The organism is Azospirillum brasilense (assembly GCF_022023855.1).
In the GTDB taxonomy this organism is placed as follows: Bacteria; Pseudomonadota; Alphaproteobacteria; order Azospirillales; family Azospirillaceae; genus Azospirillum; species Azospirillum brasilense_F.
The window spans coordinates 268,477-282,143 of record NZ_CP059452.1 but is presented as its reverse complement, the minus strand read 5'-3'; the positions used below and the strand labels follow the sequence as shown (position 1 = coordinate 282,143).

The 13,667-nt window shown below is 69.3% G+C and carries 13 protein-coding genes; 7 read left to right on the top strand and 6 right to left on the bottom strand.

Annotated elements, in window-relative coordinates:
• Nucleotides 1-60: 60 nt before the first annotated feature.
• From H1Q64_RS27835 to H1Q64_RS27815, 5 genes are read left to right on the top strand one after another with little or no spacing between them, the layout of a single operon-like run.
• Nucleotides 61-975 carry a branched-chain amino acid ABC transporter permease gene (locus H1Q64_RS27835; RefSeq protein WP_040136279.1) on the top strand — a complete coding sequence of 305 codons (915 nt, stop codon included), beginning with the start codon at nt 61-63 and terminating at the stop codon, nt 973-975.
• Entirely contained in the window at nt 962-1,990 is a 1,029-nt protein-coding gene (locus H1Q64_RS27830) for a branched-chain amino acid ABC transporter permease (RefSeq protein ID WP_237907646.1), read from the top strand. Before H1Q64_RS27835 ends, H1Q64_RS27830 begins: the two co-directional genes overlap by 14 nt.
• Nucleotides 1,987-2,754 carry an ABC transporter ATP-binding protein gene (locus H1Q64_RS27825; protein ID WP_014242469.1) on the top strand — a complete coding sequence of 256 codons (768 nt, stop codon included), beginning with the start codon at nt 1,987-1,989 and terminating at the stop codon, nt 2,752-2,754. The genes H1Q64_RS27830 and H1Q64_RS27825 overlap by 4 nt, the downstream gene beginning before the upstream one ends.
• Nucleotides 2,751-3,476 (top strand): ABC transporter ATP-binding protein, encoded by a 726-nt coding sequence (locus H1Q64_RS27820; protein WP_237907645.1) that lies wholly within the window; start codon nt 2,751-2,753, stop codon nt 3,474-3,476. Before H1Q64_RS27825 ends, H1Q64_RS27820 begins: the two co-directional genes overlap by 4 nt.
• Nucleotides 3,477-3,487: 11 nt before the next feature.
• On the top strand, nt 3,488-3,991 hold the full coding sequence (locus tag H1Q64_RS27815; protein ID WP_237907644.1) for an L-2-amino-thiazoline-4-carboxylic acid hydrolase: 504 nt from the start codon (nt 3,488-3,490) through the stop codon (nt 3,989-3,991).
• 92 nt (nt 3,992-4,083) lie between these two features.
• Here the strand turns inward: H1Q64_RS27815 and H1Q64_RS27810 are convergent, their stop codons facing one another.
• Entirely contained in the window at nt 4,084-6,039 is a 1,956-nt protein-coding gene (locus H1Q64_RS27810; RefSeq protein WP_237907715.1) for a methyl-accepting chemotaxis protein, read from the bottom strand.
• 419 nt (nt 6,040-6,458) lie between these two features.
• Here H1Q64_RS27810 and H1Q64_RS27805 point away from each other — a divergent pair, with 419 nt between their 5' ends.
• Nucleotides 6,459-7,049 carry an NADPH-dependent FMN reductase gene (locus H1Q64_RS27805; protein ID WP_237907643.1) on the top strand — a complete coding sequence of 197 codons (591 nt, stop codon included), beginning with the start codon at nt 6,459-6,461 and terminating at the stop codon, nt 7,047-7,049.
• Nucleotides 7,050-7,166: 117 nt separating this feature from the next.
• Nucleotides 7,167-8,666, top strand: a complete 1,500-nt coding sequence (locus tag H1Q64_RS27800; protein WP_237907642.1) for an L-lactate permease — start codon at nt 7,167-7,169, stop codon at nt 8,664-8,666.
• 3 nt (nt 8,667-8,669) lie between these two features.
• Here H1Q64_RS27800 and H1Q64_RS27795 read toward each other — a convergent pair whose 3' ends face one another.
• From H1Q64_RS27795 to H1Q64_RS27775, 5 genes are all read right to left on the bottom strand, one after another.
• On the bottom strand, nt 8,670-9,467 hold the full coding sequence (locus H1Q64_RS27795) for a DeoR/GlpR family DNA-binding transcription regulator (RefSeq protein WP_237907641.1): 798 nt from the start codon (nt 9,465-9,467) through the stop codon (nt 8,670-8,672).
• Nucleotides 9,468-9,541: 74 nt separating this feature from the next.
• A complete protein-coding gene (locus H1Q64_RS27790) occupies nt 9,542-10,618 on the bottom strand; it encodes an ABC transporter ATP-binding protein (protein ID WP_237907640.1) in 1,077 nt (358 codons plus the stop codon).
• A gap of 4 nt (nt 10,619-10,622) precedes the next feature.
• Nucleotides 10,623-11,444: a carbohydrate ABC transporter permease gene (locus H1Q64_RS27785; RefSeq protein WP_237907639.1), complete on the bottom strand. Its 822-nt coding sequence runs from the start codon at nt 11,442-11,444 to the stop codon at nt 10,623-10,625.
• 4 nt (nt 11,445-11,448) lie between these two features.
• The gene (locus H1Q64_RS27780) at nt 11,449-12,282 is read right to left on the bottom strand and encodes a carbohydrate ABC transporter permease (protein WP_237907714.1); all 834 of its coding nucleotides are present in this window, start codon (nt 12,280-12,282) and stop codon (nt 11,449-11,451) included.
• 65 nt (nt 12,283-12,347) lie between these two features.
• A complete protein-coding gene (locus H1Q64_RS27775; RefSeq protein WP_237907638.1) occupies nt 12,348-13,619 on the bottom strand; it encodes an ABC transporter substrate-binding protein in 1,272 nt (423 codons plus the stop codon).
• Between the last annotated feature and the right edge of the window lie 48 nt (nt 13,620-13,667).

Below are 13,667 nucleotides of genomic sequence, written 5' to 3'. Positions count from 1 at the left end.
CGCCGTCGCGGTCCAAAGCGGTTTCCAACCCGCTTTAACGATCTCCAGCGAACGGCCCGCATGATCGACCCATATTACCTCCAGCAGCTCGCCATCGGGCTGTCGCTGGGGATGACCTACGCGCTGATGGCGATCGGCTTCACGCTGATCTTCGGCGTGCTGAACGTCGTCAACTTCGCCCATGGCGAGGTCTACACGCTGGGCGCCTTCGCCGGGCTGGTGCTGATTTCCGCGACGGCCCCGCCGATCTTCGCGGTGATCTTCATCGCCCTGGCGATCGGCGCCATGGCCGGATTCTCGCTGGAGCGGATCGCCTTCAAACCCTTCCGCCGCTTCACCGACGAGGCGTCGCTGAAGTCGCGGGCGATGCGCGAATCCACCCTGCTCTCCTCGCTCGCCGTGTCCATCGTGGTCCGCGAGGCGCTGGAGATCGTGTTCGGGTCGCAGATGCGCTCCGTCCCGTTCGAGTATCTGATCAACACTCCGGTGCGCATCGGGCCGGTGATCCTGGTGACCGGCGACTTCATCATCTTCGGCGTGGCCGCGGCCATGCTGATCGGTCTCCAGTATCTGCTGACCCGCACCCGCATCGGCCTGTCGATCCGGGCGGTGTCGAACAACCCGCTGGGCGCTAAGTATGTCGGCATCGACACCGACCGCACCATCATCATGACCTTCGTCGTCGGCTCGATGATGGGGGCGGCGGCGGGCATCCTGACGGGGCTCTATTACGGGGCAATTTTCCCCGCCATGGGCTTCGTGCCCGGCATCAAGGCCTTTGTCGCCATGGTGATGGGCGGGCTGTCCTCGATCCCAGGTGCGGTGATCTGCGCCCTGATCCTGGGCATCTCGGAGAGCATGGCGACGACCTTCGTGTCGTCGGGCTGGTCGGACATGGTCGCCTACGGCTTCCTGATCCTGACCCTGATCTTCTTCCCCAACGGATTGTTCGGAGCACGCCGTGAACGTGTCTGACCTGTCGGCGCCGCCGCGCGGGCGGGGGTTGCTGATACCGCTCCTCCTCGCCCTGCTGGTCTTCGTGGGGCTGCCGGCCATGCTGGCCGGCTTCGACCGCGGCTATTTCTACCAGATCGCCAATCTGGCGCTGATCTTCATCCTGTTGTCCGCCTCCATGCATCTGGTCACCGGGGTGGCCGGGCTGCTGCATCTCGGGCACGCCGCCTTCTACGGGGTCGGCGCCTACACCGCCGCCCTGCTCTCGACCAAGTTCGGGCTGGGCTTCACGGTGACCCTGCCGCTGTCCGGTCTGGTGGCGGCGCTGATCGCCTTCCTGGTGGCGCTGCCGACCATGCGGCTGGTCAGCATCTATTTCGCCGTGGCGACGCTGGCCATCGGGCAGATGCTCTATCTGGTCATGCTGAACTGGGTGGAGTTCACCAAGGGTCCCAACGGCATCATCGTCACCAAGGGTCTGGAACTGTTCGGCTTCAGCCTGTCGGGCCGGCTCGCCACCTACTACACGGTGGCGACGGTGGTGGCGCTGTGCGTGCTGGCGATCGGGCGGCTCAGCCACTCCTACTACGGCAACGCGCTGCGCTCGATCCGCGAGGACGATCAGTGCGCCGACGCCATGGGCGTCAGCACGGCGCGGCTGAAGATGGAGGCTTTCACCCTGTCGGCCTTCTTCGCCGGGGTGGCGGGCAGCCTGTGGGCGCACATGACCGGCTACATCTCGCCGGGCGACTTCAAGTTCTCCGAATCCATCCTGATCCTGGCAATGGTGGTGGTGGGCGGCCTGGGCAGCCTGCCCGGAGCGGTGATCGGCGCGCTTCTGCTGATCCTGCTGCCGGAGGGGCTGCGCGCCTTCGGCGACTTCCGCAACATCATGGTCGGTCTGGTGATGTTCCTGTCGATCCTCCTGCTGCCGAAGGGCCTGCTGGGCGAGGTCTCCGCGCTCCAGCTCGCGCGGCGCCAGCTGGGCGCGGCGTGGCGCAACACCGTGAAGGGCGAAGGGATCGGCTGGCGATGACCCATCTTCTCGACATCCGCAACGTCAGCCGCCGCTTCGGCGGCGTGCTGGCGGTGAACGACGTGACCGGTCATGTGGACGAGGGCGAGCTGGTCGGGCTGATCGGCCCGAACGGCGCCGGCAAGACCACCCTGTTCAACCTGATCTCCGGCTTCACGCCGCTGTCGTCGGGCACCGTCGCCTTCGACGGCAGGACCATCAGCGGGCTGAAGACCAACCAGGTGGCCCGGCTGGGCATCAGCCGCACCTTCCAGAACCTGCGCGTCTTCCCGAACATGTCGGTCTTCGACAACGTGTCGGTGGGCGCGGTGGGCGCGCTTCCGCAGGGGGCGCTCGGCGCCCTGTTCGGCTCCCTCGCCGGGGGCGGCGCCCGCTCCGCCGAGATCAGCCGCCGCACCTGGGAGGCGCTGGAGGCGGTCGGCCTGACCCATGTGGCGGGCGAACTGGCGGCCAACCTGCCCTACGGCCAGCGCAAGTATCTGGAGATCGCCCGCGCGCTGGCGATGCAGCCGCGCTTCCTGATCCTCGACGAGCCGGCCGCCGGCCTCAACGACACCGAGACCCGCGCGCTGGCCGACTTCATCAAGCGGCTGCACGGCACCGGCCTGACCATCATGCTGGTGGAGCACGACATGACCCTGGTCATGAGCATCTGCCAGCGCATCCTCGTGCTCGCCTCCGGCCGCAAGATCGCCGACGGCCCGCCCGACGCCATCCGCCGCGATCCGGCGGTCCTGGAAGCTTATCTGGGGGTGGACGCATGACCCAGCCGCAATCCAACGGCCCGATTCTCACGATCGAGAACCTGCACGTCACCATGGGGCCGCAGGAGATCCTGCACGGCATCGACCTGACCGTGGCGCAGGGCGCCATCGTCGCCGTGCTGGGCTCCAACGGCGTCGGCAAGACGACGCTGATGCGGGCGATCTCGGGCGTCTACCGGGCGAGCCGGGGCAGCATCACCTTCCGCGGCGAGGCCATCGCCAACCTGCCCGCCCACCGCATCGTCAAGCTCGGCCTGTCGCAGGCGCCGGAGGGCCGCCAGATCTTCTCCAACATGAGCGTGCGGGAGAATCTGGTGCTCGGCGGCGGCGACATCGGGCTGGGCGAACTGGACCGGATGCTCGACATGTTCCCGGTCCTGCGGGAGCGCCTGCGCCAGAACGCCGGGTCGCTGTCGGGCGGCGAGCAGCAGATGCTGTGCATCGCTCGCGCCCTGATGCGCCGCCCGGCCCTGCTTCTGCTCGACGAGCCGTCGCTGGGGCTGGCCCCGATGGTGGTCGCGCAGATCTTCGATCTGGTGCAGCGCATCCGGACGGAGGGCGTGTCGATCCTGCTCGTGGAGCAGAACGCACGCGCCGCCCTGCGGGTCGCCGACCACGCGGCGGTGATGGAGGACGGGCGCATCGTGCTGGCCGGACCGGCCGCCCAACTGCGTGACGATCCCCGCATCGCCGAAGCCTATCTCGGCGGGCACGCGCATTGACGGAGACAGTGATGACCGAACCGACCGACACGCCCCCGGCCAAGCCCGTGATGGGCATGTTGGAACGCCGCGGGATCGAGGCGGCGATCCTGAAGCCGGTCTACGAGGAAATGGCCGCCCGACTGGGTGAGGCAGTGGCGCAGGAGATCCTGGGCGCCGCCATCACCCGCGCCGCCGTCGAATCCGCCGCGGCCTTCGCCGCCACCGAGCCGAACGGCACCAGCCTGACGAGCTTCGCCGACCTCCAGCCCCTGTGGACGAAGGACGACGCGCTGCGGCTGGAGGTGCTGCACCAGGACGAGACGCGGTTCGACTACAACGTCACCCGCTGCCGCTACGCCGAGATGTACCGGGAAATGGGGCTGGGCCACATCGGCCACCTGCTGTCCTGCAACCGCGACGCCGCCTTCTGCACGGGCTACGACCCGTCGATCAAGATGGAGCGGACGCAGACGATCATGCAGGGCGCGAGCCATTGCGACTTCCGCTACAGCGTGGACAAGCCAGAAGGCTGACGAGGAAGGCCCGAAACGACAACGGCCCGGCGTGCGGAACGCCGGGCCGTTGTTTTTTCAGGCAAGCCTGCCGCTGGTCGGGCCGCCCTTCGTCAGGCCGCCGCCGTCGCCACCGGCTGAAGCCCGCGGGTCAACTGGGCGAAGGTGTCGCGGAAGCGCGGCAGGGCGACGTCGCTTTCGGCGAAGCGGACATGGATCGCCGTCTTATCGATGGCCCGCACCTCGAAGGCGACGGTCAAACCGAAGCGGTCGAGCCGCAGGGTGCCGCGGTCGCCGACGCCGAGACCGCCGATTCCGCTCAGCATGGCGCCGCCGTTCGACAGGTCGGTCAGGGTGCCGGACTGGTCACGCCCCTGCACCACGACGCCGCAGGCCTCGTTCACCCGGTAGCGCGGGCTGCGGCGGCGGTCGGCGTCGCTGGTGGAGGTGCGGACGACGCGCACCAGCACGCGGCGCAACTCGTCGATGCTGGTCGCTACCTCGTCCGAGCCGGCCCGCACGCCCGAGGCCTGCGAACCGGTCTGGTCGGCGTCGCTGGAGACGGCGGCGATGCGCACCGACACCTCCTGCGCGGCGTTGGAGGTCTCCACCACGTTGCGGCTGATTTCCTGGGTGGCGGCGGCCTGCTCCTCCATCGCGGCGGCGATGGCGCTGGAGATCTGGTCGATCTCGCCGATGGTGTCGCCGATCTCCGCCACCGCACCCACGGCGGTGCTGGTCACACCCTGGATCTCCGCGATCAGGCGGGTGATCTCCTCGGTGGAGCGGGCGGTCTGGTTGGCGAGGTTCTTCACCTCCTGGGCCACTACGGCGAAACCCTTGCCGGCCTCACCCGCGCGCGCCGCCTCGATGGTGGCGTTGAGCGCCAGCAGGTTGGTCTGGCTGGCGATGTCGGTGATCAGCTTGACCACCTCGTCGATGCGGCCCACCGCCTCGGACAGCGATTGGATGGTGCCCTGGGTGCGCTGGCCGTTCTCCACAGCGCGGCGGGTGACCGCGCTGGAATGGGCGATCTGCGCGGAGATTTCGCGGATCGAGGCCGCCAGTTCCTCCGTCGCCGCCGCCACCGTCTGGGCGTTGGCCAGCGCTTCCTCCGCCGCCGCGGCGACGTTCTGCGCGTTGATGCTGACCCGCTCGGCGGAGGTCGCCATGGCGTCGGCGTCCTGGGCCATGCCGCCGGTGCGCAGGGCCACCTGCTCCACCGCATGGCTGGCCTCGCGCTCCACCGTCTCTGCCATGGACTGGAGAGCGGTGATGCGCTCCTCCTCCGCTTGGCGCTGGCGCTCCGCGCGCTCTTGGGTCGAATAGTTCAGCTTCGCCTTCACGGCGCGGATCTGCGACCGGATGCGGGCGAACTCCGCCACGCCGGAGCTGGGGACGTTGGTCATCAGGTCGCCGCGGGCGATGGCGTCGAGATGGGTTTCCACCAGCCCGAGCGGGCGCCGCACCGTGCCCAGAACGCTGAGCGTCCCGACGCCGGCCACCAGCAGACCGAACAGCATCAGCCCGGCGAAAACCTCAACGCTGTCGCTGCCGGTCAGGCTCAGCCAGCCGAGGACCATGACGGTCAGCAACAGAAGACCGGTGGTTGCCACGATGCGCCCGGCGATGCTCGACGCCAAGTCACCCAGCCAGACGCCGAAACCGCGGCGGACGATCTGGCCGTCCAGCAGGCCATACTGCTGGCCGCGCCCGGCGCGGATCTCCGCGTAGATGCGCTCCGCCTCCGCCACCGCTTCCCGGTTCGGCTTGGACCGGATGGAGATGTACTCCGTCACCACGCCCTTCTCGGTGATCGGGGTGACGTTCGCCTTGACCCAATAATGGTCGCCGCTTTTGGACCGGTTCTTGACCAGCCCTTCCCACGGCCTGCCGTCCTTGATGGTTTCCCACAGGTTGGCAAAGGCCGCCGGTGGCATGTCCGGATGGCGCACAAGATTATGAGGCGAGCCGAGTAATTCCGTTTCTGAGAAACCGCTAATATCAACAAATGCTTTATTGACGAACGTGATCTTGCCGCGGGTGTCGGTCCGCGACACAAGCAGCATGTCGTCGGCCATTTCGATTTCGCGGTTCGTAACCGGTCCATTGTCGCGCATAAGCCAGCACCCCGTCGCGGAGAACACGCACAAACACTACTTAAGTGCTACTTCTACTGTATTAATGGCCGAAAAACATCACCATATTGTCGCACCGTCTCAGCCCGTCACCAGCCTCGCTTGAGCCGCATCCCACCCGCTAGTGCCTTGCAAGCGCTGGAAAAAGCAGCGATTTATCTTGCATTTTAGGCGTATTCGCAGCGCTGCTTTCCCCTATTGTGGATTCTACTGAGTCCGCCCCGATCCGGAGCGGAGGCGTGGTCCGGCCCCTGATCCCGCGGGTTGCGGCGCGGGGACGGGGACGGCACCATCCTCCGTGCGCACCGTTGGAACGGGCACCCACCTCAAACCGCGACAGGACAGCCACGATGACCGACACCGCCAAGCCCGTCCGCCTTCTCGGCCTTTCCGGCAGCATCCGCCGTCACTCCCACTGCACCGCGGTGCTGAGCACGATCGCCGACTCGCTGGGCGACAAGGCGGGCAGCAAGGCGGAGATGGCGCTGTTCCCCCTGAACGACATCCCACTTTACGATCCCGATCTGGACGCGGAGAACACCCCCGCCGCGGCCACTGCGCTCCGCGACGCCATCGCCTCGGCCGACGGTCTGGTGATCATCTCCCCGGAATACAATTACGGCATGTCGGGCGTTCTGAAGAACGCGCTGGACTGGGCGTCGCGCCCGGCCATGAAATCGCCGGTGCGGGGCAAGCCGATCCTCATCATGACCGCCTCCCCCGCCTTCACCGGCGGCGTGCGCGCCCAGCACGAAATGCGCGAGACACTGTCCGGCATGATGGGTCGGGTCATCGCCCGCCCGCAGGTGGTCATCGGCACGGTTCACGAGAAGATCAAGGACGGCCGGCTGACCGACCAAGCCGCGCTGGACTTCGCACTCGCCGCCATCGACGACCTGCTGGCGGAAGTCGCCCTGCTGCGCGGCGCCAAGGGCACCTGAACCGCCAGGAGGACGGGCCGGGCGCGCGGGGCAGCCGCGCAAAGACCGATGGGGCTGGCCCAAGCGTGCCGATATTAGTATATCAGCACGCTTCAACCACGGCCCCCAGTGTCGATCATGCCCCTGACCCTCCATCTCCTGCCGCTCGCCGCCACCGTCGCCCTGCTCGTGTCGCGGCGTGTCAGCATGCTGACCGCCGGGACCGCGGGCATGGCGCTGGCCGCCGGGGTCCTCATGGCGGCCCTGATGGTGGCGCAGCCGAGCGGCACCACCGCTCCGGATTGGCTGGCCCAACTGCCGGGCCTGCTCCCCGCCGTGGCGCTGAAGGCCGGCGAGGGAGCGTGGCTGGCGTGGCACGCCATGTCGATCATTGCGGCAGGTTTGCTGTTCCACCGCGCCTTTGAGGCCCGCGCCGTCAAGGCCGAGGCGCAGGTCGAGGCAAAGACACCGGCCGAGCGCCGCCGCGCCGTCTTCGTCGCCTGCCTGCTCGCCGGTCCCTTCGCCGAATCGGTGACGGGGTTCGGCGTCGGGCTGGTGGTGGCGCTCGCCATGCTGCGCCCGCTGAACCTGCCGCCGGCCCACGCCGCGGCGTTGGGCTTGTTCAGCCAGATGCTCGCCCCCTGGGGCGCGCTGGGAGTCGGCACGCGGGTCGGGGCGGAGCTGATCGGCGTGTCCTTCACCGAACTGGGCACCGCCAGCGCGGCGCTGATGGTGGTCGTGCTGCCCAGCCTGCTGCTGGTGTTCTGGCGGCTGATCCACGGCGCCGGCCTGACCTCCAGCCTGACCGACCGGGCCAGGGACGTCGCCCTGATGCTGGCGCTGGCCGGGCTGCTCTGGCTGACCAACCGCTTCGTGGCGCCGGAGCTGGGCGGCGGGCTGGCGACAGCGGTGCTTCTGCTGGCGGTGGAGGCGCGGCGGCTGCCGCGCGACGCCGCCGGCCTGTCGCGGCTGCTGGCCCTGCTGTGGCCCTATGTGGTTCTGGTCGGCGGGCTGATGGCGACCCGGCTGGTGCCGCCGCTGTCCGACTGGACGGCCAACTGGCTGGTGCTCGATCCCTTCGGCGGGCTGGCGCCGATGCCCCTGCTGCGCCACCCCTCGACGTGGCTGGTCGCCATTGCCCTGGTCATGCTGGCGGGCCTGCCGCGCGGGCGCGCCTTGGCGGTGGCGGGTCCCGCCCTGCGCGCGGCGCTGGTGCCGATGGCGGCGACCCTGGTCTTCGTGGAGCTGGCCGCCTTCATGGCCGCCTCCGGCGGGGCGGCGGCCTTCGGGCAGGCGTGGCAGGCGGTGGCGGGCTCCGCCGCCGTTCTGGCCGTGCCGGTGCTGGGGGCGGCGACGGGGATGCTGACCGGTTCCAACACGGCGTCGAACGCCCTGATGATGCACATCCAGGTCAATCTGGCGTCGGGCAGCGGCCTGCCGCTGATCGCCGCCGCCGCGATCCAGGTGGTGGCCGGCAGCGTCTGCACGCTGCTGACGCCGGGCCGGATCGTTCTGGCCTCCAGCCTCCTGGGGCTGACCAAGGCGGAGTCCGCGATCTATCGGCTGGCGCTGCCCATCGGCGTCGCCTCCACGGCGTCGCTGCTCGCCGTCGTCACCGCCTGGGTCTGGCTGGTGTAGGCATCAGTCCTGGGGTTCCGGCTCCGCTGCGCGGTCGGGGAACAGTTCCTCCACCCGCACGCCCGCTTCCCGGCAGATGCGGGCCAGCCGGTCGGAGGGCAGGGCGTCGGTGACGAAGGTGTGGACCTGCGAGATGTGGCCGATGCGCACTGGGGCGGTGCGCTCCAGCTTGCCGCGGTCGGCGACCAGGATGACGTGGCGGGCGTTCGCCATGATCGCCTGCGACACCCGCACCTCGCGGTAGTCGAAGTCGAGCAGCGCCCCGCTCTCGTCGATGGCCGAGGCGCCGATCACCGCGAAGTCGGCCATGAACTGGTTGAAGAAGTCGATGGCGGCCTCGCCGACGATGCCGCCGTCCGACCGCCGCACCACGCCGCCGGCCACGATCACCTCGATGTGCGGCTCGGGGCGCAGCAGGTTGGCGACGTTGATGTTGTTGGTGATGACCACCAGCCCGCTGCGCCCTTGGAGGGCGCGGGCAACCTCCTCCGTCGTCGTGCCGATGTTGATGAAGAGGGAGGAACTGTCGGGCACCAGCTCCGCGGCGCGGCGTCCGATGGCGCGCTTCTCGTCCTGGGCGATCAGCCGCCGCGCCTCGTAGCCGAGATTCTCGACCCCCGACCCTGCGACGGCGCCGCCGTGGACCCGCTGGAGCAGGCGGCGGTCGCACAGCTCGTTCAGGTCCTTGCGGATGGTCTGAGGCGTGACGTTGAAGCGGGCGGCCAGATCGTCGACCAGCACGCGCCCCTGCGTGCGGGCGAGCGCCAGGATGTCGGTCTGCCGGGGAGTCATGATGTCCATGGCGGCATTCAAGCCGACCGCAGCTTCGCCCGCAAGTTCATTCGAAAGCGAGGCGGCTCTCCCCGCCTCCGCACTCAGAGCCTCTGCCCGTCCAGACCGAAGAGATGCGCGGTTTCGCCCCGCAGGTTCAAGCGCAAGCGCTCGCCCGCCGCCACCGGCCGGTCGCCGTCGAGGCGGACCAGAAGCCTTTGCCGGTCCTCCAGCGCGGCGTGGCAATGCGTCTCGCCGCCCAGCCGCTCCACGGCCAGAATGGTGGCGACCAGCCCGGCCCCGCCGTCGGCCAGACCGACATGCTCCGGCCGCACACCCAGGGTCAGCGGCGTGCCCGCCGCCGGCGCTGAACCATCCACGGCGACATCCAGCGGCACCCCGCCGGGCAGCCACACCCGCACCGACCCGTCCGCCCGCCCCTCCGACACCACATCCAGGAAGTTCATGGCCGGCGAGCCGATGAAGCCGGCGACGAAGCGGTTGCGCGGGCGGTGGTACAGTTCCAGCGGCGTGCCGGCCTGCTCCACCCTCCCGGCGTTCAGCACGACGATGCGGTCGGCCAGCGTCATCGCCTCCACCTGATCGTGGGTCACGTAGATCATGGTGGCGCGCAGATCGGCCTTCAGCTTGGCGATCTCCAGGCGCATCTGGACGCGCAGGCCGGCGTCGAGGTTGGACAGCGGCTCGTCGAACAGGAAAACCTGCGGCTCGCGCACGATGGCCCGCCCGATGGCGACGCGCTGGCGCTGCCCGCCGGACAGGTCGCGCGGCTTGCGGTCGAGCAGCTCCTCGATCTGCAAGAGCCGGGCGGCGTCGCGCACCCGCTCCGCGATGGTCCCCTTGTCGGTCCGCGACAGCGTCAGGCCGAAGGCCATGTTCTCGTAGGCCGTCATGTGAGGGTAGAGCGCGTAGGACTGGAAGACCATGGCGATGCCGCGCGCCGCCGGAGGCCGGTCGTTCACCCGCTGCCCGCCGATGGACAGGTCCCCGCCGCTCGGCTCCTCCAGCCCGGCGATCAGGCGCAACAGGGTGGACTTGCCGCAGCCGGACGGGCCGACGAAGGCGACGAACTCGCCATCCGCGACCTCCAGGTCGACGCCGTGGATGACCTCGATCCGCCCGAATCTCTTGCGCACCCCGCGCAGCGTGACGCCCGCCATCGCCCTACCCCTTCACAGCGCCGGCGGTCAGGCCGGAGACGATCCGCCGCTGGAACAGCAGCACCAGCCCGATCAGCGGCACCGTCACCACCACCGACGCCGCCATGATCTGGCCCCAGGGCAGCTCATACTGGCTGGCCCCCGACATCAGCGCGATCGCCACCGGCACGGTGCGCGCGTCGTCGGTCAGGGTGAAGGTCAGGGCGAACAGGAACTCGTTCCAGGCGGCGATGAAGGCGAGCAGCCCGGTCGCCGCCAGCGCCGGCCCCATCAGCGGCAGGAACACCCGCGTCACGATCACGAAGGGGCCGGCGCCGTCCACCATGGCGGCCTCCTCCAGCTCCTTCGGCAGCTCGCGCATGAAGGTGGTCAGCACCCAGACGGTGAAGGGCAGCGTGAAGATCAGGTAGGACAGCACCAGCGACCCGATCCGGTTGTAGAGGCCGAGCCAGCGCACCAGCTCGAACAGGCCCGACAGCACGGCGACCTGCGGAAACATCGAGACGCCCAGGACCACGAACAGCAGAAGCCCCCGCCCGCGGAAGCGCACCCGCCCCAGCGCGTAGGCGGCGAGCACCGCCAGCCCCAGCGACAGCGCCACCACCGCCGAGGCGGCCAGCAGGGAGTTCAGGATGTTCCGCCCGAAGGGCTGCTCCCGGAAGATCGCTCCGTAATTCGCCAGCGAGGGCTGCGACGGCCAAGCCTCCGCCGTGAACAGTGCGCTGCCGGCCTTCAGCGAGGTGACGATGGCCCAGGCGAAGGGAAACACCGCCCAGACGACGATCCCCAGAACCACAAGAGCAAAGGCGATGCGTCTCAGGCCCATCCCCTCACCTCCCCGCATCGACGCGCACGCGGCCCAGCGTCACCGCCAGCACCGTCGCTACCGCCAGCACCAGGACCAGCACAGTCGCCGCGGCGGAGCCGTAGCCCACGTCCTGGAAGTCGATCAGATATTGCCGGGCGTAGACCGACATCGACATGGTGGAGCGGCTGTTGCCGGTCAGCACATACATCAGGTCGAACACGCGCAGCGCGTCCAGCGTGCGGAACAGCACCGCCACCATCAACGCCGGACGGATCAGCGGCAGGGTGATGCGGACGAACACCCTCACCGGATGCACCCCGTCCACCCGCGCCGCCTCGTAGAGGTCGCGGGGGAGCATCTGGAGGGCGGCCAGGATCAGCAGCGCCATGAAGGGCGTGGACTTCCAGACATCGACCGCGATCACCACCGGCAAGGCCAGATCGGGATCGGCGGTCCAGGCCCGCGGCTCGGCGATCAGCCCCAGCCCCATCAGGATCGCGTTCACCACGCCGTAGAGGTCGTGGAACATCCAGCCCCACATCTGGGCCGACACCACGGTGGGGATCGCCCAGGGGATCAGCACGGCGGCGCGCAGCAGCCCGCGCCCCGGCAGATGCGCGTTCAGGATCAGCGCGATGCCCAGCCCCAGCGCCGTCTCGATCCCCACCGACACCACGGTGAAGACCAGCGTGTTCCACACCGCCCGCCACCAGACGGGGTCGCGCATCAGCCACAGGTAATTGTCCAGCCCCACCCCCTGGAAGCCGTCCAGCGTGGCGAGCGTCGCGTCGGTGAAGGAGAAGAAGACGGTGCGGAACAAGGGCCAGCCGGCCACCCCCGCCAGAACGACCAGCATCGGCAACAGGAACAGCCACGCCGCGCGGCGCCTCTGCCGCTCCAGACTGGATTGCGGCACACCGCTCACCAGCGCCCTCCCCGGCTGACGCGGACCAGCGCCTGCTCAAGGTCCGGCAGCATCGCCTTGGCGTCGCGGCGCCCGGTCAGCACCTCGTGGACGTTGGCGTAGAACTCCGCCGACACCTGGTTGTAGCGCATGCCCGTCGCCTGGGCCGGGCGGTTGACCGCGTTCGTGATGGACTCGGCCAGCTCCGCGAAGAAGGGGTTGGCGGCCACCACCTCCGCGTCCTCGTAGAGCGCCGGGATGGTCGGGTTGGAGGCGCCGTGGATGGCCCGGCGCTTCTGCTCGTCCAAACCGGTCAGATACAGCGCCAGGTCCGCGGCCTCGTCCGCATGGGCGGAGTATTTGCTGACCGCCAGCATCTGCCCGCCCAGCGTGGACGCGTGACGTCCCTCCGGTCCGCCCTTGGGCAGCGGCACCACGGCGACCTTGCCGCCGACCGCGCTGTCCGCCGCGTTGACCAGCGTCCAGGCGTAGGGCCAGTTGCGCATGAACACGGCGTTGCCGGATTGGAAGACGCCGCGGGCCTCCTCCTCCATGTAGTTGAGGACTCCGGGCGGGCTGATCGAGCCGACCCAGCCGCGGGCCATGGCCAGCGCCGCGGCGGCCTGCGGGTTGTCGATGGTGATGGCGCCGTCGGGGGCGACGATGGTGCCGCCGTTGCGGCTGGCGATCCATTCCAGCGCGTTGACGGTCAGCCCTTCATAGGCGCGGCCCTGCCAGACATAGCCCCACATCCGGTCACGCCCGGCGGCGCGTTCCGCCCGCTGGATCAGGGCGGCGGTGTCCTGAAGCTCCTCCCAAGTTTCCGGCACCGGGCGCCCGTGGGCCTCCAGCAGGTCCTTGCGGGCGTAGAGGACCCCGGCGTCGGCGAACCAGGGCATCGCGACCAGCCGCCCCTTGACCGTCGCGGCCTCGATCATCGCCGGAAGATGCCGGCCGACGGTGTCCGGCCCGGCACGGTCCTTCAGGTCGATGAAGTAGGTGCCGAGGATGCCCGGCCAGACCACGTCGATCTGGAACACATCGATGTCCGGCGACCCGGCGGCGAGAAGCTGCTGGTAGAGCGCCAGCTGCTCGCTCGCCCCCTTGGGCGGGGAGACGAAGCGCACCTCGTTGCCGCTGCGCCGTGCCCATTCCTGCGCGCCGTCGCGGCACAGGTCGAAGCTGATGCCGAGCCCGCTGCAGGCGAGAGTCACCGTCGCCCCGGCGGCGGGCAGCGCCGAGAGGGCCGTCAACACCCCTGCCAAGAGCAACGCGCACCGCCGCGCCATGGAGCCCCTTCCATTCCCGGTCGATCCAGGTCCGGAAGGGAAACTGCA